This is a genomic window from Mycobacterium sp. NPDC051804, assembly GCF_044452905.1.
Taxonomy (GTDB): domain Bacteria; phylum Actinomycetota; class Actinomycetes; order Mycobacteriales; family Mycobacteriaceae; genus Mycobacterium.
In genome coordinates this window covers 926,402-950,538 of sequence record NZ_JBITCD010000002.1, presented here as the reverse complement: position 1 = coordinate 950,538, position 24,137 = coordinate 926,402, and the positions used below count along the sequence as shown (strand labels likewise).

General features: G+C 64.0%; 19 protein-coding genes. 10 read left to right on the top strand and 9 right to left on the bottom strand.

Going from position 1 to position 24,137, the window contains the following annotated elements:
* Positions 1-6 precede the first annotated feature (6 nt).
* The 4 genes from ACIA48_RS10280 (at position 7) to ACIA48_RS10265 (ending at position 4,662) form a co-directional block, all read left to right on the top strand.
* Positions 7-1,431, top strand: a complete 1,425-nt coding sequence (locus ACIA48_RS10280; RefSeq protein ID WP_396730335.1) for a Rieske 2Fe-2S domain-containing protein — start codon at positions 7-9, stop codon at positions 1,429-1,431.
* Positions 1,424-1,858, top strand: a complete 435-nt coding sequence (locus ACIA48_RS10275; RefSeq protein WP_396730333.1) for a Zn-ribbon domain-containing OB-fold protein — start codon at positions 1,424-1,426, stop codon at positions 1,856-1,858. The genes ACIA48_RS10280 and ACIA48_RS10275 overlap by 8 nt, the downstream gene beginning before the upstream one ends.
* Positions 1,858-3,051 (top strand): thiolase family protein, encoded by a 1,194-nt coding sequence (locus ACIA48_RS10270; RefSeq protein WP_396730331.1) that lies wholly within the window; start codon positions 1,858-1,860, stop codon positions 3,049-3,051. The genes ACIA48_RS10275 and ACIA48_RS10270 overlap by 1 nt, the downstream gene beginning before the upstream one ends.
* A 291-nt stretch (positions 3,052-3,342) precedes the next feature.
* Positions 3,343-4,662, top strand: a complete 1,320-nt coding sequence (locus ACIA48_RS10265) for an amidohydrolase family protein (protein WP_396730764.1) — start codon at positions 3,343-3,345, stop codon at positions 4,660-4,662.
* 499 nt (positions 4,663-5,161) lie between these two features.
* Here ACIA48_RS10265 and ACIA48_RS10260 read toward each other — a convergent pair whose 3' ends face one another.
* Both ACIA48_RS10260 and ACIA48_RS10255 read right to left on the bottom strand, forming a co-directional pair.
* Positions 5,162-5,824, bottom strand: coding sequence for a TetR/AcrR family transcriptional regulator (locus tag ACIA48_RS10260; protein WP_396730329.1), 663 nt, complete (start codon positions 5,822-5,824; stop codon positions 5,162-5,164).
* Positions 5,817-7,067, bottom strand: coding sequence for a cytochrome P450 (locus ACIA48_RS10255; RefSeq protein WP_396730326.1), 1,251 nt, complete (start codon positions 7,065-7,067; stop codon positions 5,817-5,819). Before ACIA48_RS10255 ends, ACIA48_RS10260 begins: the two co-directional genes overlap by 8 nt.
* 227 nt (positions 7,068-7,294) lie before the next feature.
* Between ACIA48_RS10255 and ACIA48_RS10250 the strand changes: the two genes are divergently transcribed.
* A complete protein-coding gene (locus ACIA48_RS10250) occupies positions 7,295-7,942 on the top strand; it encodes a L,D-transpeptidase (protein WP_396730324.1) in 648 nt (215 codons plus the stop codon).
* Here the strand turns inward: ACIA48_RS10250 and ACIA48_RS10245 are convergent.
* Positions 7,939-11,097, bottom strand: coding sequence for a cytochrome P450 (locus ACIA48_RS10245; RefSeq protein ID WP_396730322.1), 3,159 nt, complete (start codon positions 11,095-11,097; stop codon positions 7,939-7,941). The genes ACIA48_RS10250 and ACIA48_RS10245 overlap by 4 nt on opposite strands.
* A gap of 63 nt (positions 11,098-11,160) precedes the next feature.
* Positions 11,161-12,036, bottom strand: a complete 876-nt coding sequence (locus ACIA48_RS10240; protein ID WP_396730320.1) for a 3-keto-5-aminohexanoate cleavage protein — start codon at positions 12,034-12,036, stop codon at positions 11,161-11,163.
* Positions 12,037-12,101: 65 nt separating this feature from the next.
* Here ACIA48_RS10240 and ACIA48_RS10235 point away from each other — a divergent pair, with 65 nt between their 5' ends.
* Together ACIA48_RS10235 and ACIA48_RS10230 are read left to right on the top strand one after the other, a co-directional pair.
* Positions 12,102-12,800, top strand: a complete 699-nt coding sequence (locus tag ACIA48_RS10235; RefSeq protein ID WP_396730318.1) for a DsbA family protein — start codon at positions 12,102-12,104, stop codon at positions 12,798-12,800.
* A 233-nt stretch (positions 12,801-13,033) separates the two neighbouring features.
* Complete coding sequence (locus ACIA48_RS10230; RefSeq protein ID WP_396730316.1) at positions 13,034-14,395, top strand: tryptophan 2,3-dioxygenase family protein; 1,362 nt, start codon at positions 13,034-13,036, stop codon at positions 14,393-14,395.
* Between the two features lie 5 nt (positions 14,396-14,400).
* On the opposite strand, the gene ACIA48_RS10225 is transcribed toward ACIA48_RS10230, so the two are convergent.
* Positions 14,401-15,183 carry an LLM class flavin-dependent oxidoreductase gene (locus tag ACIA48_RS10225; protein ID WP_396730314.1) on the bottom strand — a complete coding sequence of 261 codons (783 nt, stop codon included), beginning with the start codon at positions 15,181-15,183 and terminating at the stop codon, positions 14,401-14,403.
* A gap of 130 nt (positions 15,184-15,313) precedes the next feature.
* Between ACIA48_RS10225 and ACIA48_RS10220 the strand changes: the two genes are divergently transcribed.
* Positions 15,314-16,804: an FGGY-family carbohydrate kinase gene (locus ACIA48_RS10220; protein WP_396730312.1), complete on the top strand. Its 1,491-nt coding sequence runs from the start codon at positions 15,314-15,316 to the stop codon at positions 16,802-16,804.
* A 78-nt stretch (positions 16,805-16,882) separates the two neighbouring features.
* Positions 16,883-18,301: an SDR family NAD(P)-dependent oxidoreductase gene (locus ACIA48_RS10215; RefSeq protein WP_396730310.1), complete on the top strand. Its 1,419-nt coding sequence runs from the start codon at positions 16,883-16,885 to the stop codon at positions 18,299-18,301.
* Positions 18,302-18,328: 27 nt separating this feature from the next.
* Here the strand turns inward: ACIA48_RS10215 and ACIA48_RS10210 are convergent, their stop codons facing one another.
* Complete coding sequence (locus tag ACIA48_RS10210) at positions 18,329-18,997, bottom strand: FadR/GntR family transcriptional regulator (protein WP_396730309.1); 669 nt, start codon at positions 18,995-18,997, stop codon at positions 18,329-18,331.
* A gap of 74 nt (positions 18,998-19,071) precedes the next feature.
* Between ACIA48_RS10210 and ACIA48_RS10205 the strand changes: the two genes are divergently transcribed.
* Positions 19,072-20,283, top strand: a complete 1,212-nt coding sequence (locus ACIA48_RS10205) for a CynX/NimT family MFS transporter (RefSeq protein ID WP_396730762.1) — start codon at positions 19,072-19,074, stop codon at positions 20,281-20,283.
* Here the strand turns inward: ACIA48_RS10205 and ACIA48_RS10200 are convergent.
* The 3 genes from ACIA48_RS10200 to ACIA48_RS10190 are packed head-to-tail and all read right to left on the bottom strand — an operon-like array spanning position 20,274 to position 24,129.
* On the bottom strand, positions 20,274-21,515 hold the full coding sequence (locus ACIA48_RS10200) for an MFS transporter (protein ID WP_396730307.1): 1,242 nt from the start codon (positions 21,513-21,515) through the stop codon (positions 20,274-20,276). The two genes, ACIA48_RS10205 and ACIA48_RS10200, sit on opposite strands and share 10 nt — an antisense overlap.
* Complete coding sequence (locus ACIA48_RS10195; protein ID WP_396730305.1) at positions 21,512-22,768, bottom strand: MFS transporter; 1,257 nt, start codon at positions 22,766-22,768, stop codon at positions 21,512-21,514. The genes ACIA48_RS10200 and ACIA48_RS10195 overlap by 4 nt, the downstream gene beginning before the upstream one ends.
* Entirely contained in the window at positions 22,765-24,129 is a 1,365-nt protein-coding gene (locus ACIA48_RS10190) for a rhodanese-like domain-containing protein (RefSeq protein ID WP_396730303.1), read from the bottom strand. The genes ACIA48_RS10195 and ACIA48_RS10190 overlap by 4 nt, the downstream gene beginning before the upstream one ends.
* Positions 24,130-24,137: the final 8 nt, after the last annotated feature.

The following is a 24,137-nucleotide window of genomic DNA, read 5'->3' as shown; positions in this document are numbered from 1 at the left end:
TGCGCGATGACGACCATCGACAACGTAATACAGGAAGCCACCGGGAAGGTGCCACCTCGGTACGCCTGCGGCGAGACCTTCGTTCCGAAGAGCCGCTACATCGATCCCGAATTCCTGAAGCTCGAACTCGATCGGCTCTTCACGCAGGTGTGGCAACCCGCCTGCCGCGAAGAGGAGATACCCGAAGCTGGCAACTACTACGAGTACACGATCGGCAGGCAGTCGGTCATGGTGGTGCGGCAGAAGGACGCGAGCATCAAAGCGTTCTACAACGCCTGCACGCACCGGGGAATGAAGGTTGTGCGCGGTACGGGCTGCGCCGCTGACGGCGAGCTGCGGTGCGAATTCCACGGTTGGCGTTACGCCTTCGACGGCCGTTCGTCGTTCGTGCCCTCGCGCGACGAGTTTCTCAATCGTCCTCGCGAACAGTGGTCGCTACGGCCGGTTGCGGTGGGCGCCTGGGGCGGCTGGGTGTTCGTCAGCATGAACGAGGATCCGCCGGATCTCCTGGACTGGCTCGACCCCCTGCCGACCGCGCTTGCTCCGTTCCGCTTGCAGGACATGCGCTTCCGTTGGCGTAAGCGGACGTTCCTGCCGGCCAACTACAAAACGGTGATCGACGCGTTCATCGAGGGGTATCACACGCCGGGTACGCATCCACAGACGCTGCGCGCCACACAGGGCCCGCGGCCATCGACGGAACCGGCGCCACCACAGGAGTTCGTCTACGCCCCCTATACGCCGACGATTCCGTACCGCAACCACTCCCGATTCATCTACACGGCGCGACCCGACAGCGGAGACAAGGACAGCGCGCGCAAGGAGCAGGCGGCCCGCCCGGAGGTCTTCGCCAACTCGATGCAGTACAACTACCTCGAAGTGCGATCCTTAGCCACCGAACGTGATTATCGAGTGGCGCAACAGCTTGCGATGATGGAGCCCGGCGATATTCCGCCGTTCGTGCTCTACCACCAGATGTGCGAGGAACTCGCCCTGGCCGAGGGTGTCGATTTCCCCAAGATGACCATGGAGCAGTACTTCGCGGGCAATGGGGACTGGCACGTGTTTCCGACCCTTGTGATCCTGGTCGAGAAATCCTGCATCCTCGGATATCGGATGCTGCCTGACGCCGAGGACCCGAACAGGTGCGTCTTCGAGATGTTCTCACTGGAGCACTTCGCGCCAGGTGAGGTCCCCGAGACCGATTGGCTGGAATTCGAACGCTGGCAGGACCATGACGGCTGGGGGGAACTGCCGACCCAGGATCTCATGAACATTGGAGCGATCCACGCGGGCATGCATTCCAATGGTTTCGACGGTCTGTGGCTCAATACCGCTCAAGAGATGTCGATCCGCAACGAACATGCGATTGCCGATCGCTTCATCTTCGGCGTCGACGACGCGGCCGCGGACGGGGCGGTCGGTGCCTGACGAGGGGGCGTCCAGCGGCCGACCTCTGCCAGCGCTATCGGAGCTCAACCGCCCATATTGGACGTCCGGCGCCGAGGGGGTGTGGCGGTTGCAGCAGTGCCCCGAGTGTGAGCGCATCATCCATCCCCCCGCGCTACGTTGCCAATTCGACCACGCCACACCCGAGTGGGTGGCGATGTCGGGTCGCGGGAGAGTCGAGTCCTGGACGGTCAATCACCACCCGTTCTTTCCGGGAATCCCGACGCCCTACGTCATCGCGTTCGTCAACCCGGTCGAAGATCCCCGGGCGCGTGTGCTGACCAACCTCATCGATGTCGCCCCCGAGGATGTCGTCGTCGGCATGCCGGTGCGGGCCACCTTCGAAAGGGGTGATGACGGCGCAGAGGGAGAGGTCGTGTACCTACCCCTGTTCGCTCCGGAGCGGTGATGCGTCCGAGTTTGACCAGCGACGTCATCATCAGCGGCATCGGCCAGTCCGACATCGGGCGTCGGCTCGGCCGGGATCCGTTGCAGCTCACCGTAGATGCGTGTCTGGCAGCGGTCGAGGATGCGGGATTGACGCTGGCCGACATCGACGGCCTCACCACCTACCCGGGCGCGTCGATGGCGGGCAAGGGTTTCTCTGGCGCGGGGTTGCGCGAGATACACGACGCTCTTGGCATTCAGCCGAACTGGGTGGCCGGGGGTGTCGAATACCCCGGCCAGCTCGGCGCCGTCGTCGATGCGATGCTCGCCGTGGCCGGGGGTATGGCGAAACACGTCTTGTGCTGGCGGAGCATCTGGGAGGGAACGGCACAGGGAAGTGGCCGTCGTCGCGGTTACGGGGTGGCTGCCGGATCGCGGGCGACAGGTCAGCTGGGATGGCAATTGCCGTACGGAGCGGCGGCGGCCAACCTCGCTGCGCTCCAGATCCGCTCCAGGATGCACCGATTCGGGCTCACCAGGGAACAGCTGGGTCAGATCGCGATCGTCCAAAGAGCACACGCCAAACTAAATCCCAAGGCGGTCTACAGCGAACCGATCGACCTCGGCACCTATCTGGATGCTCGTATGGTGTCCGACCCGCTGTGTATGTACGACTGCGATATCGCCTGCGACGGTGCGACGGCATTTGTGGTGTCGCGCGCTGAACACGCGGCGGCTCTGGAACATCCGGCAGTGGTCGTCGAGGCGCTCGATTGCGCGCATCACGACCGCTTTCTCTTCGAGGGCGGTCAGGACATCGGTCGGCTGAACTCCCGGTGGTCGACAATCTGGGACAGGACTGACTTTGCGCCTGGTGACGTCGACTACGCGTCGCTATACGACGGCTTCAGCGTGTTTGTACTGTGCTTCCTCGAAGATTTCGGATTCTGTCAATACGGCGAATCAGGGGAGTGGATCGCAGATCCGACGCGCTTTACGTTCGGCGGCGAGTTGCCGATCAATACTGCGGGCGGCCAACTTTCGGGGGGCCGGCTGCACGGCTTCGGCCACCTACACGAGGCGTGTGTCCAGATTCGGGGTGAGGGCGGCGCTCGCCAAGTGGCCGATGCCGACCTCGCCGCTTGCGGTGTCGGCGGCGCAAACAGCGGTACGACGATGATGCTGCTCCGGCGACATGACGGATCGGCGTACTGACCTCCACTGTTAGCGTTCGGGAGCGGAATCTCCCTCATGAGTGGACACTCGAACATCAAGTATGCGAGATGTCAGCAGTCTGCGGCTCATGCCGAACGGTGCTCATCGGACGGCCCTTCGACAAGACTTTTCTTGAGGACTTTCGGGACACATACCGATGTTCGGCGACCCCATTGCGGTAGAGCACAATAGTACATATTCTGTTCTGGTGTTATGTCTTGCAGTTCAACGGTCGGGCGACGTGGCGAAAGAATCCGTCGCGCGAATACCGGTACACGGAGGAATTGCGTGATGGTCGATCCGTCCGACTTGGTCTTGATCAGCGTGGATGACCACACAGTGGAGCCGCCGGACATGTTCGCCAAGCGGGTTCCGGCACGCTATTTGGACGACGCGCCGCGGATCGTCGAGGACACCGACGGTTCGGTTGCCTGGGTTTACGACGGCATGAAGCTACCCAACATCGGACTGAATGCGGTAGCGGGCCGTCCTAACGACGAGTGGGGCTTCGAGCCCTCCCGTTTCGAGGACATGCGTAAGGGCTGCTACGACATCGATGCTCGGGTGGACGACATGAACGCCTGCGGAGTGCTCGCCTCTGTGTGCTTCCCCTCGTTTCCAACCATCTCGGGTGCGCTGTTCACCTATCGGGGTGAACGCGAGATCTCGGCGGTGATGGTCAAGGCCTACAACGACTGGCACATCGAGGACTGGTGCGGCGCTCATCCCGACCGCTTCATCCCCATGGGGATCCTTCCCCTGTGGGATCCAGGCCAATCCGCAAGCGAAGTGCGGCGGCTCGCATTGCTCGGTTGTCGCGCGGTAACGGTACCCCAGCACGTTGGCAACTACGGGCAGCCGCCATGGCAGGATCCCCACTGGGATGCGTTGTGGGAAGCCGTTTGTGAGAACAACACGGTGGTCAACATCCACATCGGCACGGGCGGAGGAATGCCGGTGCCTTCGGACCAGACCAGTTACCTTGCGTACAACTCAATGCTGGCTCTGGACACCGGAAGGTTCACGGCTGATCTACTGTTCTCCCGCGTTGTGAAGGAGTTTCCGACCATCAAGTTCGCACTTTCAGAAGGTGGTATCGGCTGGATTCCTTTCCTGCTCGAACGTTTCGAGGACATCTACAGTCGTCAGCGCGCATGGACCGGCGACGACCTCGGTGATGGCAACACGCCCACCGACGTGTTTCGCAGGAACTTCTTGTCTTGCTTCATCCGTGACCGCGTCGGCATCGAGAATCGGCACCGAATAGGCATCGAGACGATCTGCTGGGAAATGGATTACCCACATTCGGACTCGAGCTGGCCCGACGCTCCGGAACAACTCGCCAAAGAGCTTGAGGGGTGCAGTTCTGACGAAATCGAATCAATCTGCTGGCGTAATGCGGCGAACGCTTTTGGCTATACCGGCGTCGAACGACTTGGCCGGGAACACTGCACCGTCGCCGCGCTGCGCGCAAAGGTCGCCGACAAAAACCTTTCGACCCCGACGGTCGACGTCGATCGCATTCCGAAGCCTGGGACCCAGGCGCTCACTTACGGCGAGATGCGGGAGCGGATGGCGACGATCATGACCGGTGGCAGGTACTCGTCATAACCATGCACTGGGCGATCAACCCAGCAGCCAGGTACACCCTGGCAGTGATGGCGCAGAGCGTTGAAGATGCTGTGCACTCTGCGGGCGGCATCATGTTTGACCGAGCAGCGTGTGGCTGGGACGTAATTGTCTACACACCGGGCAATGTGTGGTCACGCGCGTTCGAAATTCTGGGCGCAAAGTGTGGCGATTTCGGGAGTCTGGTTTGGGAGGAGGACTCATTTCCGAGGGTACTGGTTGTGACTGCCTCCCTTCACGATGCGAATCATCGGGTCAGTTCGTGTGTTGCGGCCGCCTTAGCGGCGGATGCTGCCGAGGTCTTGTTTGCTGGTGTCGGCGCTCCGCGAGATGCCGAGCACGGCAATGGGTTTGTGTATCCCTTAGGTAGTGCTGCCCGTGCGTTCAAGAGGTGTGCGGTCAGAGCTGCCGGAGTGCATGTCGATACGGTCGCTCGGAGTGAACACTTCCGCCATGGCAATGCAATCCAGAGGGACACTGACTAGCTGAAGTCTTCAGGTTTGGTGAGACCCGCGTCCGCACCAGTATGGAGCGATAGCGTCGTTATCCGTGGGTAGAGAATCGCTGGGCCCAACCACTTAGCTACGAAGCGGCGTAGCCCGACTTCATTGCGCAAAGATTCCCCGGGATCGGTCAAGAGGGACTGCACTGTCCGCAAGGTCATTTCGGCGAGCTCACCGAGCGCGGTGGTGTTGAAGCCGTGGAGCTCCCAATCGACATCGAGGCGGCGGAAAGCGGATAGACAGAACGTGATCGCCGTGTCGGAGGTAAGCGAGGTGGCGGCTTTTCCATTGGATTGCTGCGCTAACAGGCTCTCCAACTGTGGGTCACCGGTGAGATTCTCGACTGCGAAGGAAATGATTTCTACGACCGCGGTGACGGGGTCGTAGATTCCTCGGACATGTTCCACGACTTGGTCGATGAAACCGTCGACCGCACGCATCGCGCTGGCGATGAGCAGCGCGTCTGCATTGGGAAAATACCGGTACACCGTCTGGCGAGTGACCCCCAATTTCCGCGCGACGTCGGCAAGGCGTATCGCTGGACCGTGTTCCGCGACCACGTCGTCGACCGCGTTCAGGATGCGGTCGATTGCCTCTTCGTCGGAGGCGGGTGTGACGCCGGCCCAACCACGACTACGCATTCGCGGCCACCAGGCTTTCGGCCGCGAACTCGATCTCAAGTGTTGTGGGGCCGGTCATTCCGAGTAGAGATTTCCACGGGGCCGAGCCGACACGCTGGGGTGCAGCCAGACGCCGGGTCAGGACGGAAAGGGCTTCTGCCAGTTCACGGCGTGCGAGGTTAGCCCCTAGGCAGTAATGCGCACCACCGCCAAAGGTCAGAATGGCGGGTAAGTCCTGGCGCGCGATGTCGAAGCGGTCAGCATCGTCATAGATTGCTGGATCGCGGTTGGCTGCAAAGGTGTTCACGAGGACGAACGTGCCCGCAGGGAACCAGTACCCACCGAATTCGACATCGTCGACGGCAGCCCGCGGCGCGATACATACCGCCGGTGAGTGGCGCATGCTCTCCTCGACCGCCTGCATGGCAAGTTCCGGATGGTCGCGCAGTTTCGCCCATTGGTCCGGATGTTCGCAGAGCACCTGGATCGACGCGGCCAATTGGTTTCGCGTCGTATCCGTTCCCGCCATCAAGAAGCCGGCCACCAGCATGCGGAGTTCGTCGAGATTCATTCGGTCGCCGTCACTCTCGGCGCGAATGAGCTCCGAGAGGAGATCATCGGTCAGGTGGTCTCGGCGGGCGGCGACCATGCCGTCGACATAGGCGTCGAGCTCGGTCCATGCGCGCATGATCGCGGCCTCATCGAAGTTGGCGTCCGGCTGAAAGTTGAGAGCTTTGAAGACCTCCTCGGTCCAGTCCGCGAACAACTGCCAGTCCTCGGGAGGCGCACCGAGCAGCGCGCACATGATCGGGGTGGGGTAACGCCGCGCGATGTCGGTCACCACGTCGCACCGCCCGGCATCTGCGACCTGGTCGATCAGTCCATTAACCACATCGTGGATCGTGTCCTGCAACCGTGAGGTCGCGCGCGGAGTGAAGGCGCGCGAAACCAGCTTGCGCAACCGGACGTGTGGTGCACCGTCGAGACCCAGGAGGCTGGTGGCCATCTTGTCGTACAACGGGCCTGACGTGATGCCCTGCGCCGCCAGAGTGATACCGGGCGGCAGCCGGAATCTATTGTCGCGCAATATTTCCCGCGCCAGTTCGTAGGACAGGATTTCCGGGCCGAGGGGCCCGATCGCGATCGGCGCGCGCGATTGCGCAGCCCGCACGTCTTCGAGGACATCGTGCGGGGTGGCGTCGAGACCGTAAGTGAACGTGGGAAGCCCGGCGTCGAAGACATTGGGAGCGGTGTGGACGTTCATTGGAGCCTCACTTCCGTGGATGGGCTACGGACGTAATAGTAGAAAGTGTATGACCACTAATGCAAAACCGTCAATAACAGCACGAAAAGCCCAGTTAGAGCCAACAATCTCGCGCCATGGTCATACGTTGGTGTTTAAAGCGTCCGTGGGGATTGATCCGCCTACCTGCCGTCGAATCGTTATCCGACCTTGCCAGGGATGACACGTGGGCCCGTAAGGATGCGAACGTGAAACTGCGGGCGCTGGGAGTCATCAGCGCGGTACTCCTGAGTTTGTCGCTGGCACCAACGGCGGCGGCGGCAGCGCCGACTTCTCAGTGGATAGTCGTCGGTGTGCCTGCCGCCGACGCGACGACGGGGTCCCTAACCGCCTATCAGCGCGTCGGTCAGCAGTGGAGAGTGGTCCTGGGGCCAGTAACCGCCAAGGTGGGAGCGGTCGGGGTCGGCGCGCCCGCTGACGGTGTGCATCGGACGCCCGTCGGTACCTTCATGTTCGATCAGGCGTTTGGTCGCCAGCCGAATCCCGGCACGAAAATGCCGTATTTCCAAGCCACCAATCAGGACTGGTGGGACGAAGACGCCCAATCGCCGACCTACAACACCCACGTGCGCGGGCCCGACAGTCCTTCCTCGATCGCCGAGAACCTGTACGACTCTGGACCTGTCTACGACTATGCCGTCAACATCGCGGTGAACCCACAACGCATCCCGGGACGCGTATCGGGGATCTTCCTTCATGTCACCGACGGCAGTCCCACGTGGGGTTGTGTCGCGATCGGTCGTGATGAGATGCGCGCGGTGCTGAATTGGCTCGACCCGTCGGCGTCTCCGCGGATCACCATCGGCGTGGGAAGTCCTTCGCTGGTCTCGACCTAGCCGGCCCACACATCCTCGACGTAGCGGTCAGACTCGACGAGGTCGATGAGCCAGTCGCGGGCCTGGCTTTCGTCGGAACCGGTTCGCGTGCAGTAGATGTCAAGAAATGCCTGGCGCACCGCAGGTGCCATTTTGGCACCGTCCCCGCAGACGTAGACGTGCGTGTCCTTCGCGGGGTCGCCGAGCAGGTCCCAAACATCGTCGGCGTCGGCGGCGATCCGGTCTTGCACGTAGCGGACACCGTCCTGCGGTGCACGGGAGAACGCCGGACGCATCCGGACGATTCCGAGTTCTTCGCCCATCTCGAACTGGTCGCGGAAGATGTAGTCCACGTCAGGGTCGCGCACACCAAAGAAGCACAGCGCGGTCGAGTATGGTTCGTCGGCCTCCCTCGCCGCCAACCGGTCACCGAGGAATCCGCAGAATGGGGCCACGCCGGTACCCGCGCTGACCAGGATCACGTTCTTCTCGGGGTCGGCGCCGGCGCGAAAAGCCTCCCGCGCCTGGTCCACCCGAGCCCGGATCGGCACCCCGGGACTGATGGCCGCCAAATGGTTCGACGCCACGCCCTTGAACAGACCGCGACCGGACCGCGCCGGAGCGTCGAGCACGCTGACGATGAGGTGCACCACGCCGGGGGATCGCCTCGACGACGACGCGATGGAGTAATGACGCGGCGTCATCGGCTCGAGCATCTCGAGCAATTCCGCCCCGGTGATATCGCATGCCGCGAACTCCAGCAGGCACTCCACGGGACTGAGTTCGCACGGTCCGCTTGCCCCGGCGAGCTCTTCCAACCGTTGCCGTTCCGGTCCACACTTGTTGGATGCCGCGAGCCGACGTAACTGACTGGGCGTGGCCGGCTTCCGCAACTCCACGAAATGGGTGAGCAATTCGCGCACACTGACCTCGCGGTCCAGGGCTATGAGTCGTCGGCTGCTCCGCCGGGGGTTGATGGCCAGCCGCTGCGCGCCATCGATGCCCAGTCCTTCCAGCACGGCGTCGACCAGTTCGGGCGGGTTGTCGGCGAGCACCGTCAGATGGTCACCCGTGTGGTAGGTGAAATCATCGGGAAGGGCCACGCGGACATGACGTTTCGCCTGGCCCAACGCGTTGTCGGCGCTGACCAATTCGTCGTTTTCCACCACGGTCATCGGCACGACCATGAAGCGTTCGTCCAACGCGGTCGTGACCGGTCCTTCGATGGGGCGCAGATCGTAGAGCGGCTCGTCGGTGTCGCTGATGGGCGCGGCGTCGGGGTCGCCGAAGTGCTGTGCCATGGCCGTCCATAAGGCGACCTCGAACTCCTCGACCGTCCCAGTGAGATCTCCCGAAGTATCGGCTTCGGCTCGGGGGAGCAGCGATGTCGCGCCGAGTTCTGTCAGCCGTTCATCGATGCGCTTGGGCACCGCCTGGTAGGTCTCGGCCCAGTTTCGATCACCGACACCGAGTATCGCGACGTTGGGGTTGCGGCGCAGGGCCGCATCGTCGCTCGACAACCAGGAGAGAAACGCGCGCGCGTCATCGGTGGGCTGGCCGTTGTAGGACGAGGTGATGATCAGGATCGCGTCGGCGTCCGGCAGGCCGCCCACCGCGTCGTCGAGTGGCCCGACGGTCACGGTGCAGCCCATATCGGTGGCTTCCTCGGCGAGCTGTGTCGCCAACGCGCGGCACGTCCCCAGATTGGAGCCGAACAACACCGCCAGCGTGGTCCCCTGTTTCATCGCCGTCACATGTGCAGGGCTCGCGCTCGGCCGGACCGCAACCTCGGTGGCGACGTCGGATCGACGATCGTCCGGGGTCCGCGGGACGACATCGAGACAGAAGCCGACCGGCCGTCGGCTCAGCGGGCCTTCCCATTGCAGCGCATAGTGTTGCGAGTCGATCAACCGATACCTGTGCACGACGCGGGCCAACGCCATGGTGGCTTCGTGCAGGGCGAACTGGCGCCCGATGCAGGACCGGGCCCCGGTGCCGAACGGCTTGAACAACGCCGCTGGGCGCGCCGCGGAGCGCGCGGTGTCGAAGCGGTCCGGATCGAAGAACTCGACGTTGTCGCCCCAGCCGGGTTGGCGGTGTAGCGCCCCGGTGAGCACCGTGACGGCCTCACCGGCCTTGACCGGGTACTTCCCGCCGATGACGGTGTCCGACAGAGCCATTCGATCGAATCCGAGCACCGGTGGGGACAGTCGTAGGGTTTCGTCGATCACCTGCCGCAAATAGTTCAACTTCCCGATGTCGTCGTAGCTGGGTACATAGTCGTTGTCTGAGCCGAAGACGCCATCGACTTCTGCTTGGACCCGCTGGAGTACAGCGGGATGATGCATCAAGTTGTAGAGCGCGTTGGGCATCAATTCCGACGTCGTCAGCTGCCCGGCGATCAAGAACGTCATGATCTGATTGCGGACGTTCTGCGGATCGAGCACGGGGTTGCCGTCTGTATCCCGTCCGACCATGACGTACAGCAGGTCGTCGAAATCACCGGGCTTGTCAGTGCTGTGCGCCTCGATCAGGTCATCGAAGTACGCGTTCAGGTACGTGAGTTCGGTCTCGAATCGGGTTGTCGTGCCGTCGTTTCCGAGCTCACCGAGTGCGGCAGTGAAGCTTGCCGGGACCGGTGAGAGACCATCGTGATCGAACGAGTCGAACCGAGCCCCGAACCCGGCCAATGCGACGGTGTCCATCGCCAGCTTCTGCAGATCGGCGGAGGCGTCGACAGCCTCACGGCCAACGCGGGCATCCCAGCGGGCGATGAGCTGCGAGCTGATGTCGAGCATCGGGGCGTGGTAGTTGCGCAGACCGGCATAGCTGAAGCCTGGGAGCAGAACATCGTGCGCTTTCTTCCAATTCGGTTCCCCGTAGAAGGCTGTGAACAGCCCGTCGCCGGCAAGCGGACGGACCCGGGCCAGCGTTCGGGTCAGGTTCTTGGCGAACCTGCTCTCGTCGCAGAGTTCATCTACCAGGTCAGCTGAGCACGCATAGAGCTTGCGGAAGCCGTTGTGGTCCGAGTAGAAGAGCGGCCCGTGACGCTCGCCCAGAATGTCGATCGGCAGGGCGTAGGGGCGGCCGGCGACGTCCGCCCAGGTGGGGAGTCCGCCCACGGCGGAAGGGACGTCATCGAGTTGCGGCGGCAGCGACGGCGTGAACTCAGCCATGCTGGGCAGCTTAGAAACACCGCGCAATGGATCTGACGTTTCTGACAATTGCGGCGGGCTGAATCATCGCCCGCGTGGCAGTCCAAGGATCCGCGCCGCCTCGTCGGGCGTCGCGACCGGTCGGCCGAACCGCCGGCACAGTGCCACGGCTTCGGTCACCAGCTCGGCGTTCGTCGGCGTGCGATCGCCGCCATAGAACTCCAGTCCCACGTGGAGGTGGCCCCCGCGTTCGAGTGCCATCCCCGCGAGTCGATCTGCGCACAGGTCGCCGCCGACGATGGACACCGCCCACGGAATCTCACATCCATCGAGCACTTCGAGGTATGCATCAAGCGCGCGTTCGGTCGGCGGCAGCCCGAAAGGCGCTCCGAGGTAACCCCGTTCGGTGGAGAAGTACAACTTGATCATCGCGCCGGCCGGCAATTGGCCGGCGCGCCACCACGCGAGGGTGGCCCGGAGAAAGCCCGGTTCGTAGATCGCCAGGCTTGGGCCCAGCTGTCCGTCGCGGCAGATGTCGAAGGCGTGGCCGATCACGTCGAAGGAATTGCGGTACACGAAGCCGCCCGAAGGAAGGCCGTCGGTGCCTCTGATGCCAAGATTCACCGACCCCGGATCGGTGATCCCTACGCGCATACCCGCGGCGGACAGAGCGACCAGGTGCTCATATGAGCATGAGCCACCGGCATCGAAATGAATCGTCGGATAGAGCAACGCGTCGGGCCGCGCATCAAGCACCGGCCGCCACGCTTCGAGATAACGCTCGACGGCACGCTCCACGCTGACACCGGACAGGTCGATGTGATTGTGGATGATCGCTGCGCCGGCTTCCATGCAGGTCAAGGCGTCAATGACGATCTCGGACGGTTCAACGGGCACATGCGGGTTCGTGGCCTTCGACGTGACACCGTTGATCGCACATTCGATGATGACCGGGTCCATCGGGATTCCTTTCGTGGATATCGATCGTCGCACTTCAACCCGCGTCCTTTGGCTAGGCTGCAAAGGTGACGAGTCGTCCGGCCTCCGTCGACTTCCACTTCGACGTGATGTGTCCCTACGCGTACCAGACGTCGCTGTGGATTCGCGAGGTCCGGGACCTGACGGGCCTCGAAGTGAACTGGCGCTTCTTCAGCCTCGAAGAGATCAACCGTGAAGAGGGCAAAAAGCACCCGTGGGAACGAGAGTGGTCCTACGGCTGGTCGATGATGCGCATCGGTGCGTTGCTGCGGCGGCACTCAATGGCGGACCTCGACGCGTGGTACGCGCGGGCAGGCCGAGCGCTGCACGTCGACGGACACAAGCCACACGAGAAGGCGGTCGCCCGTCTACTGCTCGGGGAGATCGGCCTCGATCCAGAACTGGTGGACCGCGCGATAGCCGACCCGACGACCGGCGACGAAGTGCTGGCCGAGCATCAGCGGGTGGTCGACGCCGGCGGATACGGGGTGCCGACGTTGTTCTTTCCCGACGGGCAGTGTCTGTTCGGCCCGGTGCTCGTCGACCCGCCCACCGGCGAGGCGGCGCTGCGGCTCTGGGACGCTGTTGTCGCCTGGACGGAGTTCCCCCATCTCTACGAACTTCAGCGGCCGAAGACTCCGCAAGACGGAGAGCTGATCACCGAGACATTCCGACCGTATCTCGAGGCTCGCGACTGGGTGTCGATCAATCGGGGCGAAGTCATCAGGTTTGACACTGAGGTCTGACCGGCGGCGCAACTACATCTGCTTCCCCGCTTTTGCGCGCGAGAGGCATGAGCGCACGACTTGGGCCTGCGTGTTTGGCCCGGCTGCGTTGCCCTGCTTACCGATCGGATAGGAAACCCTCCCCATTCGTGGAGCGAAATACCGCCTCGCGGCGATTACGGCGGCCCCTGCTCAAATCTGAAAATTCTCCTTGAACACCTTGTTCCCCGGCAGGAACAACCCAAGGAGCGGAAATGGTCACCCACGAGCAAGCACCCACCGCGACACGGCCCTCAATCGAGCGGGTCGCCGACGCAGGCTTGGCCCAGGGGAGGGTGAGCAGGTGCCCATTCGCGGCGAAAGCGCCGGCCGCGCCAGACGACGGCCTGGACACGAAGGTGACATCGCCTGCCGACCTGTGGCGCGATCAGCCGGTCATCGACGCGATTGATCGCTGGTCGGCGATCGGCGCGCCAGACGGCTTGGTCTTGGCGCAGCTGATCTCCGACCACGTTCGTGCCGTCGGAAAGCACTTCCTTTCCGTTCCAATCCTGGTGCGGCTGGCCGAAATCCGGCGTCAGCATGGCGCGGGCGATGCATTTCTCGATGCGTTCCTCCACAGCGTCCTCGACAAGTTCGAAGGTCGTTACTACAACCGGACATACCTCGCACTCCCGCTGCTGGAGGAAATCTGCGACGACGTGCTGTCCGATCTCGACCCGGAGCAGATGTCGGCCCTCTTGTTGGCCGACGTCGTCAGGTTCGAGACCGCATCGGCCGCCGACGATTCCATTGCCGACCGGCCGGACCCGGCGACGTCGCGCAAGCGCATCACTCACGCGCTGCGGTTCCTGGCCAGCTTCCACGACGCAGACAGCAACGACGTTGGCCGCGACCTGGACCTCGCCCAGGTGCTCGAAACCTTGCCCGCACTTCCCGCGACGCAGGCCGGTGATTGGTTCGACAAGACCATTGCGCCGGTGTACGTCGCCCACGACGAGTACTTCTTCATGCGGGCCCTGCAGGCCCACGAGATGGTCTTCACGACGCTGGCCACGGATCTGCGCGCAGCGACGACTTCGCTCCGCGACGGTCGCTTCGACGATGCGGTGGCAAGCATTGAGCACGCGAACAAGGTCTACCCCCGGGCGGCCATGCTGTTCCGACTGGTCGCCACGATGCGCCCCGACCATTTCCACGCCTTCCGGGAATTCACTCAAGGCGCCAGCGCGATACAGTCCGAGCAGTACAAGCGCTTCGAAATCGCCTGCGGCGCACCGTCGGCCGAGCGCCTGAAGTCAGACGCCTTCACCAACGTGCCTGCAGTGCAGGCCGATGCGATCGCCGGCCACGACAGCCTTTCTCAGGCCTACCTGGACGCCCGCCGCGACAACATGTTCACGGCTGATCAATGGGACGTCCTTGACGCCGCGCTGAACAAGCTCGAGGGCGGTCATCAGCGCTGGAAGGCCACCCACCACTCACTCGCCGCGCGGATGCTCGGGGAGGCTCACGGCTCCGGCTACACTGCGGGTGTTCCCTACCTTCGCAAGTGCTTGGAGAATCGACTCTTCTGGCGGCTCGCCGACTATTTGGAGGGCTCGAGGGCGGGTTGAGCCGGTCACGTCAAGGGTCCGTCGCGGATCACTCCGCGGACCAGGTCCACCGTCGTCGACGCCCAGGGGAACTCCACCACCCACCAGGTCGCCCCCGCCGCGATGTACGGGGCCGGATCTGTCCCCGGTGACAGGGGAACCACAAAATCGAAGTCGTCTTTGGGTTTCAGCGCATTGATATCGGCGACGGCCTCGGCAGCCTGGTCGGCGGTTTCCAGAAACACCGGAAAATACCCGTCGTAGCGCGCGGCGCGACGTCGTGGCCGCTTGTTTCCTATCAAGCCGGCGACCCATATCGGAATCCGCGGTTGTTGGACCGGCCGGGGTAGGAAGCGCACTCCGTCGACGGTGTAGTGCTCGCCCCGATGGACGACCTCCTCACCGGTCCAGGCGCGGGTGATCACCTCCAGTGATTCATCGAGCATGGCCGCGCGCTTGCGGTCGTCGACTTCTTCGCCGGTCTTGGTGTATTCGACGCCATAGGCGTCACTGCCGAGGCCCACACCGAAGGTCAGGCGGCCGCCACTGAGGACGTCCAGCGTCGCCGTCTCTTTGGCGACCTTGGCTGGGCGTCGGCGTGCAAGTGGCGTCACCATCGGACCGATCCGAATACGCGATGTCGCAGTTGCCATGGCCGCCAGGGTGATCCACGGGTCAGCTATCGCCGATATCGGTTCGCACCACCGCAGATGATCCCAGACGAACACACCCGTCCAGCCTGCTTCCTCGGCTTCGGCGGCCAAGCGTGCAACGGTTATCGGGTCGGCGAGTGCTTCGAACGGAGGCAAGAATAGTCCTGAGCCGACTGTCCTCATCGAATTAGCGTCCCGCATTCCTCGCACGTTGTCAGCCGAAACAGCCGTCAACGTCGGGTGGTTTCCCGGGTCTTTTGATCAGGGTCAGACGTAGGGTCGTCCCGTGGACCTGGTGCTCGGCATCGATATGGGAACTGGCAGCAGCAAGGGCGTCCTGGTTGATGAGTCTGGGGCGGTCATCGCCACCGAAACCATCGCTCATGCGATGCAGTTGCCGCGCCCCGGATGGGCTGAGGTCGATGCTGGGCGACTGTGGTGGCGAGAGGTCTGCGAGATCAGCCGAACATTGACCGCACGGCTTCCCGCTGGTGCGGCGATCAAAGCCATGTGTGTCAGCGGTGTCGGGCCGTGTCTGGTGTTCTGCGACGAAGAGTTACGCCCGCTTCGTCCCGCAATCCTCTACGGCATCGATACGCGCGCCACTGACGAGATCCATTTACTCACAGAAGAATTCGGATACGAAGCCATTCTCGACCGAGCCGGCTCGGTGTTGTCGAGTCAGGCCGTCGGGCCGAAACTGGAATGGGTCTATCGGCACGAACCCGACGTATTCAACAGTGCGGCAGGCTGGTACGGGTCGAACTCCTACATCACCGCCAAGCTGACTGGTGAGTACGTGATGGACCATCACACTGCCAGCCAGTGTGATCCGCTCTACGCGACTCGCGATTTCGACTGGAACCGGCAGTGGGCCGAACGCATCTGCAGGCACCTGCCCCTCCCGAGGTTGGTGTGGCCCAGCGAGGTCGTCGGCACGGTGCGTCCCGACGCCGCGGACGCCACCGGCGTGCCTGCAGGCACACCGGTGGTGGCGGGCACCGTCGACGCTTACGCCGAAGCGTTCTCTGGCGGGGTCCGGCATCCCGGAGACCAGATGCTGATGTACGGATCGACAATGTTCCTCGTCCAGATCATCGATGGGTACTACCGCGACCCGACATTGTGGACCACGACCGGTGTCGAGCGCGGAAGCCTCGCCCTCGCTGCGGGCACGTCGACCGCGGGAAGTCTCATCGAATGGCTGCAATCGGTCACCGGCGACGTCCCTTTCGGCGAGTTGATGGCCGAGGCCACTGCAGTGCCGCCGGGCAGCGAGGGATTGCTGATGCTGCCGTACTTCGCGGGGGAGCGCACGCCGGTATTCGATCCATTGGCCCGCGGCGTGCTGGCCGGCCTCACGCTGCGCCATGGCCGCGGACACCTGGTTCGCGCTGCCTACGAAGGCATTTCGTTCGGCATCAGGCAGATCCTGGAACTATTCGGTGACGCTCACACCGTCGCGCGGACTGTCGCCGTGGGTGGTGGCCTCCGCAGTCCGCTGTGGGCGCAGACGGTCAGCGACGTCACCGGACGCGCCCAGCTGGTGCCGGAACAGGCGATCGGCGCCAGCTACGGCGACGCGCTGCTCGCAGCGATCGGTATCGGCATGGTGCCGGAGGACACCGACTGGGCGAGGATCGAGCGCGAAATAGAGCCGAACCCGACCAACCGCGGCCTCTACGACGACCTCTTCGACACCTGGCGTGAGCTGTACCCGGCCACGAAAGATGTGGTGCACCGGTCGACCGAATCCCGGCCCATACGAGATGCGTGACACTGATGAGGTGACAGGCGCCCTTACCCCGCTTGCTCGAATTCGGGGATCCAGCGGTCATTGCCATACGCTTCCAGCGTGAACGCGATCGACCCCGACAAGCTCAACGTTTGCCTGCAGGTGCTGGCCGACATCGAGTCGTTGCCGCCTGAGCACCCCGATGCCGTCGCGGTACGTTTGGCCACCGCCAAGGTGTTCAAAGCGGTCAAGAAGGCCCGCCGCGACGCGAAACGCGACGCCGTGGCCGCCGCAGACCACGCCGTCACCGCCGCTACCGCGACCGGTGCACCCGGCCGCATCGACGACGAGACCCAGGGACTTCCGCTGGTGTCCGCCACGGTCGGCGCCACCGCGGGTACGTTGCTGCGGCCGCGCGCTTGCTACATGTGCAAGAACCGCTACACCGTGGTCGACGCCTTCTACCACCAGCTCTGCCCGGACTGCGCCGCCTTCAACCGCGGCAAGCGTGACGCCCGCACCGATCTCGACGGCCGGCGCGCCCTGTTGACCGGCGGCCGCGCCAAGATCGGCATGTACATCGCGCTGCGACTGCTGCGCGACGGCGCCCACACGACGATCACCACCCGCTTCCCGAACGACGCCGTGCGACGGTTCGCGTCGATGCCCGACAGTTCCGACTGGATGCATCGGCTGAGCATCGTCGGCATCGATCTGCGCGATCCGGCTCAGGTCGTTGCGCTCGCCGACGCCGTGGCCGAGCGCGGTCCGTTGGACATCCTGATCAACAATGCGGCCCAGACCGTGCGACGCTCACCAGGTTCCTACGCCGCCCTCGTCGAGGGTGAGCGCACTCCGCCCCCGCAGCTCTGCGACGTCATCACGTTCGATCACGTCAGTGACGCCCACCCGGCCGCACTCGCGGGAAGCCTTGCCGAGCATCAAAAGCCGCATGCGGTAACCGAACTCGCGTTGACCGCGCGCAGTGCTTCTCCGCAGCGGATCGCCGCGGGCACCGCCATCGACGCGGGTGGACTGCTGCCCGACACCGCATCGATCAACAGTTGGACCCAGCGCGTGCACGAGGTGGACGCGATGGAACTGCTCGAAGTTCAGCTGTGCAACCAGACCGCGCCGTTCATTCTGGTGAGTCGCCTGCGCCCGGCGATGGCCGCGTCGTCGGCCCGACGCAAATACGTCGTGAACGTGTCGGCGATGGAGGGGCAGTTCAGCCGTGCGTACAAGGGCCCCGGGCATCCGCACACCAACATGGCCAAGGCCGCGCTGAACATGCTCACCCGCACCAGCGCCGCCGAAATGCTCGAGCGCGACGGCATTCTCATGACCGCGGTCGATACGGGCTGGATCACCGACGAGCGACCGCACCCGACGAAGCTGCGGCTCGCCGACGAGGGCTTCCACGCCCCGCTGGACCTCGTCGACGGGGCCGCCCGCGTGTACGACCCCATCGTGCGCGGCGAACTTGGCGAAGACCTGTACGGCTGCTTCCTCAAGGATTACTCGCCGAGCAACTGGTAGCTACTGCGCCTGACCGAGTTGTAAGCGCTAGGACGGCAATTCGTCGATGAGTTCGTCGAGGAAACCACCGGCCTCTAGTCCCGCTTGCTCGACGTCCTGGGCGGCGATCGCGTCGACCAGTCCACCATGCCGAACATGGCGGGGTTCATGGGTGACGCTGGTGGCGGCGACGCTGGCAGCGACGGCTTCGGTGAGCCCGCGGTAGAGCTCCGTCAAGACGGTGTTGCCGGACGCCTGCATCACGGCGAAGTGCAGCGCCGCATCTGCCTCCACAAACGCGGAGTGGTCCTCGCCGAGCTCCAGTTCATCGCGACGCTGAAGCAGTCCGCGAAGCGCCGCGACGTCACTGTCGGTGCGTGCGGCGGCGGCCAGTCGGGCCCCCTCGACCTCGAGGCAGCGGCGCACCTGCAGAACCTCGCGGAGTTCGGATCCGCACAGGCGGCGCAACGCGCCGGACACCTCGCTGGTGGCGCGCACGTAGGTGCCGTCACCCTGCCGGACTTCGAGGATCCCGGCGTGCGCCAGGGCGCGCACTGCTTCCCGCACCGTGTTGCGGCCCACGCCCAGCTCCTCGACCAGGGTCGGCTCGGTGGGGATGCGTGTGCCGACGGGCCATTCTCCAGACGCCACGGACTGCCGCAGCTGGCCGATGACCTGGTCGACCAGGCCGGTACGGCGCGTTGTTGCCAAGGGCACAGTGCTCTCGATTCATCCAATCATGGGATGTATGACAGACTAGCCCAGTGAATCGTGAAGCGCCGGGTATCTGCGTGGAACTCGATGAGCGCGTCGACGAGCGGCGTGTCGAGTCCGAGATCAGTCCCGCCGTCCGGATAGTCGGCGGCGGCCTGCTGATCGTCGCGGTAGTCCTCACGGCGCTGAATCTGCGGCCCGCGCTCACCAGCGTGGGGCCGCTCCTCGGTGCGATGCGCGAGTCGCTCGGCGCTTCGGCCACCTGGGCCGGCGTGCTGACCACACTGCCTGGACTGTGCTTTGCCGCGGCGGGTCTGACGGCGCCGTGGCTCGCCCGCCGGATCGGACTCCAGCACGCGATCAGTGCCGCGTTGGTGACGCTGGTCGTCGGACTCCTGTTGCGCGTGCTTGACGGGCCACTTGTCGTCGTCGGCGGCACGATCGTCGCCACCGGCGGCATCGCATTGATCAACGTGTTGATCCCGGTGGTCATCAAGGGGTCGTTCCCCGCGCAGATCGGGGTGATGACTGGCATCTACACCGCAGCGCTTCAAGGTGGCGGCGCCATGGGATCCGCGCTAACCCCGCCGATGGAGTCGGCGTTCGGCGACTGGCGTGACGCGCTCGGCGCTTGGGCGGTCCTCGCGGTGCTGGCACTCGTCGCATGGATCGTCGGCGCGCGGCGAGTCCGCGCGGTCGAGTTGCCTGCCGTCCCGACCGGCGGCTCACTGTTACGAAATCGCTTGGCGTGGCAGGTGACTCTGTTCTTCGGCTTCCAGGCCACGCTGGCCTACATCATGTTGGGCTGGCTGCCGGAGGTGTTCATCGACAGCGGGGTGAGCAAGTCCACCGCCGGAATGCTGGTCGGTTTGATGTCGCTGATCGCCGTACCGATCAGCATCTTCCTCGCGCCGTTGGCGGCTCGCTCCGGTAGTCAAAGCGGCTGGATCATCGCGCTGGGTGTCATCGGTCTTGCCGGGGTCGTGGGCCTGCTGGTCGATCCGGCTGCCGCACCGCTGCTATGGAGCGTGCTCGTCGGCTTGGGGTTGAGCGTTTTCTCGTTGGCGCTCACCGTGATTGCGCTGCGTGCCCGCACCACCGAGGACACCGCGCAGTTGTCGGGAATGGCGCAGGGCTTCGGTTATCTACTGGCCGGCATCGGCCCGTTCCTCTTCGGCCTTCTTCACGACGTGACCCATGGTTGGACCGTGCCGTGGATCTTCGTCCTGGTGATCTACCTGCTGCAGATGACGATGGGCGCGCTGGCCGGCCGCAACCGCTACGTCTGACGGCTAGTCAGAACTAGCGCCGGAACGATCACCGCGGCAAGCGCGGCGCCCGCGATTGCGAGCACGCTGAAGCTGGCGAGCGCGACGACTACTCCTGAGAGGAGTCCGCCGGCCGTGCCGGCGATCGCGATGAACAGGTCAGCTGTCCCTTGGGTTTTCGCGCGCGTAGCTAGGGGAGTGTGGTCGGTGATTGTGGTGGTGCCGGCCACCAATCCGAGGCTCCAGCCGAACCCGAGCAGAGCCAGTGCGACGGCGAGCCCGAGGATTGAGGCCGCGGGCGTCAGACTGGCCGTGACGCCTGCGGCCGCAAGTACCACCGCCGCGAGGATGCCGACCTTGGCGGTTCCGTAGCGGTCGACGAGCGCGCCCGACAGCGGCGACGGAAGATACATCGAGGCAATGTGAATCGAGATGACGAGGCCAGCGGCGTCCACGCTGTGGTGGTGGCCCAGCATGTGTACCGGCGTCATGGTCATGATTGCCACCATGACGAGTTGAGTCAGCACCATCACCGAGGCGCCCGCCACGACGGCGACGTTCCAGGTTTGGCGGGCCGCGGCATCGACGGTGTCGGACTCCTCGCTGGCATCGTCATCCGTGAAGCCAACAGCGATCATCAATGGATCGGGCCGCAGCAAGATCCAAATAACCATGCCCGCAACACCGTACGCTGCTGCAGCAAGCAGAAACGGTCCCGCGAGCCGCGGGATGCCGATCGCGTCCGCGAAGTCGCCGAGTACGCCGACCAAATTTGGTCCGAGCACGGCGCCAACAGTCGTGGCTACCAGCACGGTGCTGATCGCGCGGGCGCTGTGCTCGGTCCGCGCGAGGTCGGCGCCGGCGTAGCGAGCCTGCAGATTTGTCGCGGTGCCCGCGCCGTAGATCAGCAGCGACATGAACAGCAGGGGGATGTTGTCCATCACGGCGGCTGCCACCACGCCCAGGCTGCCAAGTGCACCCACTGCGTAGCCGGCGCTGAGGCCGGGACGGCGCCCACGACGTTGTGACAGCCATCCCACACCGACCGCTGCGGCAGCAGACCCGACGGTGAACAACGCGCTCGGCAATCCGGCCAAACCGGTCGATCCGAGCATGTCCTGAGCCAGCAGTGCTCCGACGGTGACACCGGCTGCGAGTCCTGCGCCGCTGAAGATTTGAGCAACAACAAGTATTCGCAGCGTGCGTCGCTGGATGGCAGCGATATCTGTCGGCTCGGCCGGTGCCCGTGTCACGGCGTCGCGCTCAGTTCGACACGCCGATGTGTCTCTGGCATCCGGAATGCCACCGCGAGTCCGGACATGACGGTGATGGCGACCGCAACCCACACTGCCGCGCGCAGGCCCCACAGGTCTGCCGCCACTCCGCCGACAATCGCGCCGACGGCATAGCCACCATCCCGCCAAAGTCGATAAACCCCAACAGCGCGGCCGCGCCACAAGGGATGCGCGACGTCACCGATAGCTGCCAGCAGTGTGGGATAGACCATTGCGGTGCCTAACCCGAGCAAGGCACTCGCCACGATCCACCACGCGAAAGTGTCGACCGCTGCGATCAGGGCAAGTCCGGCGGCCTGGGTAAGCATTCCAAATGTGATGAGATGTTTGCGTCCCCACCGATCCGACATCGCGCCGGTCGCAATTTGCCCCAGCCCCCAGACCGCCGGATAGACAGCGACGAGGACTCCGACGCGCGCCACCGACATACCGGTGCTTGCGAACAGGAGGGGAAACAACCCCCACGACAGACCGAAGTTGAGGTTGTTGACCAATCCTGCCTGGCTTGCTGACGATAGTGCAGGATCGCGGAAGCTGGTGCGCACGAATATTTCCCGGTCCGACAGATGGGGTTGACTCGCATCGTCGGCATGGCTGGCCGCTTCGAGGTGGGCATGGCCGCGGGTCTCGCGAACGAACAGCGCGCTGATACCGAGACCTATCACTGCATATGCAAGGCCCACGAAGAATGGAGCAGGGCGCAATCCGTGGTGAGCGGCGAGATATCCGGCCAAGAGAGCGGTCAACGCGACGGCACAATAGCCTGCTGCTTCATTGAATCCCATTGCCAGACCGCGCTGCCGGGGACCCACGAGGTCGATCTTCATCACCACTGTGGTCGACCAGGTCAAACCCTGGTTGATGCCGAGCAGCACATTGGCGGCGATGACCCACTCCCATGAGGGCGCCCACATCAACAGCAGGGGTACCGGGATCGCAAAGAGCCAGCCGACGATCAGGACCGGTTTCCGTCCGAATCGGTCCGCCCAGGTGCCGGCAAAATAGTTCGTGGCCGCCTTGGTAATTCCGAAGGCAAGCACGTAGGTGAACAAGAATGTATAGCCGCTCAGCTGAAAATGTTGCTTCGCCAGTAGTGGCAGGACCGCTTGTTCCTGGCCGACCATGCCTCCGACGAGCGCATTGACGACAACAAGCAGTATGAACTGAAAGAGGTTCGGACGCAGTCCGAGTCGTGGTTGCGTTTCCGTCATGCGCCAGTTTCAAGGGTGCCGTCGGTGGCGTCCACCCAATCCTGTGGGCCACCGTCGAGCACGACGACGTCACGGTGTCCGGCGGCCTTCAGCAGACTGGCGGCGCCCATCGCGCGCTCACCATGTCCACACATGACCACCGTGGGCTCGTTCGGTATCTCGCTCGCCCGCTGCGGAACATCACCGAGTTCGACGTGCATGGCTCCAGGTATGTGTCCGTCCAGGTACTCCGGGCGTTGCCGGATGTCCAGGACACGTCGGCCGTCAACTTCACTGGCCTTCAACAAAGCAATTCGGGCCTCGTTGTTACCGGCCGACTGCCAGGACGTCATTCCGCCATCGAGCTCGCCGGCGATATTGTCGTAGCCAATTTTCACTGCCTGCCAAACTATTTCGGCGGGATCTTGTCCCATGTCACGGACGATGATCAGAGGCTGTTCGATGGGCGCGAGCCATCCGAGCCAACTGGCGAATACTGGTCGTAACGGTATGGAGACTGCGCCAGGGATGTGTCCCATCGCGAACTTATCGATCGGTCGAGTATCGATGACGACGGCGGCATCGCTGTCGACCGCCCTGCCCACATCGGCAGGACTCAACTTGCGTAAAGCCGGTTCGCCGGCCAACACGGGTGGACCGACACGGTTCAGTTCGCCGAGTCGCCGAAAATAGGGCGGATAGCTGCCGAGCGATTCGAGAAGCTGTGTCACGAATGACTTTTCGTCCGGCGCGCGCAGCAGCGGATTGGTTGCCAGCTCGGTGGCGATGGTACTGGTGCGCTCAGCGCCCGGCGGTGCAGAACAGAATGATCCGGCTCCGTGGGTTGGCCAAACGCGCACGTACCCGGGCATGGTCGCCAATCGATGCAGTGACGCGTACTGAGCGCGGGCCAGTTCTTCGGTGCGCTCTTCCGAGACGAGGTCGGTGCGGGCGGCTGAACCGACGATGAGCGATCCGCCGGTGAACACACCGAGTTCGCGTTCTCCGTCGAGTAATACGAATGCCAGGTGTTCGTGCGTGTGCCCGGGTGTCAGCAGCGCTCGCAGACGCAGACCGCCTAGGTCGACCTCGTCACCGTCGTGCAAGCCGGTGTGGGTGAACTGCCGATAGCCGGCGGCTGACGCCAGGACCGTTGAGCCCTGGTCCGCCGCGAGCTGAGTAGCACCGGAAAGGAAATCGGCATGCAGGTGGGTATCCGCGGCGAATGCGACGGTCAATCCCCGCTTGGCGGTGACTTCATACACCGCGCGCAGATCGCGGCTGACGTCGACCGCGAGGGCACGCCCGTCGCCGAGATCGACAATGTACGCAGAATTTCCCAACCCCTCGTCGACAAGGGAGACAAGCTCAACATTCGTCATTGTGGTCC

What these genes read in the sequence shown, in the direction of transcription:
- ACIA48_RS10280 (WP_396730335.1), top strand. Translation starts at nt 7, where the DNA reads ATGACGACCATCGACAACGTAATACAGGAAGCCACCGGGAAGGTGCCA.
- ACIA48_RS10230 (WP_396730316.1), top strand. Translation starts at nt 13,034, where the DNA reads ATGGTCACCCACGAGCAAGCACCCACCGCGACACGGCCCTCAATCGAG.
- ACIA48_RS10255 (WP_396730326.1), bottom strand. Translation starts at nt 7,067, where the DNA reads ATGAACGTCCACACCGCTCCCAATGTCTTCGACGCCGGGCTTCCCACG.
- ACIA48_RS10195 (WP_396730305.1), bottom strand. Translation starts at nt 22,768, where the DNA reads ATGACGGAAACGCAACCACGACTCGGACTGCGTCCGAACCTCTTTCAG.
- ACIA48_RS10270 (WP_396730331.1), top strand. Translation starts at nt 1,858, where the DNA reads ATGCGTCCGAGTTTGACCAGCGACGTCATCATCAGCGGCATCGGCCAG.
- ACIA48_RS10260 (WP_396730329.1), bottom strand. Translation starts at nt 5,824, where the DNA reads ATGCGTAGTCGTGGTTGGGCCGGCGTCACACCCGCCTCCGACGAAGAG.
- ACIA48_RS10265 (WP_396730764.1), top strand. Translation starts at nt 3,343, where the DNA reads ATGGTCGATCCGTCCGACTTGGTCTTGATCAGCGTGGATGACCACACA.
- ACIA48_RS10240 (WP_396730320.1), bottom strand. Translation starts at nt 12,036, where the DNA reads ATGGACCCGGTCATCATCGAATGTGCGATCAACGGTGTCACGTCGAAG.
- ACIA48_RS10190 (WP_396730303.1), bottom strand. Translation starts at nt 24,129, where the DNA reads ATGACGAATGTTGAGCTTGTCTCCCTTGTCGACGAGGGGTTGGGAAAT.
- ACIA48_RS10245 (WP_396730322.1), bottom strand. Translation starts at nt 11,097, where the DNA reads ATGGCTGAGTTCACGCCGTCGCTGCCGCCGCAACTCGATGACGTCCCT.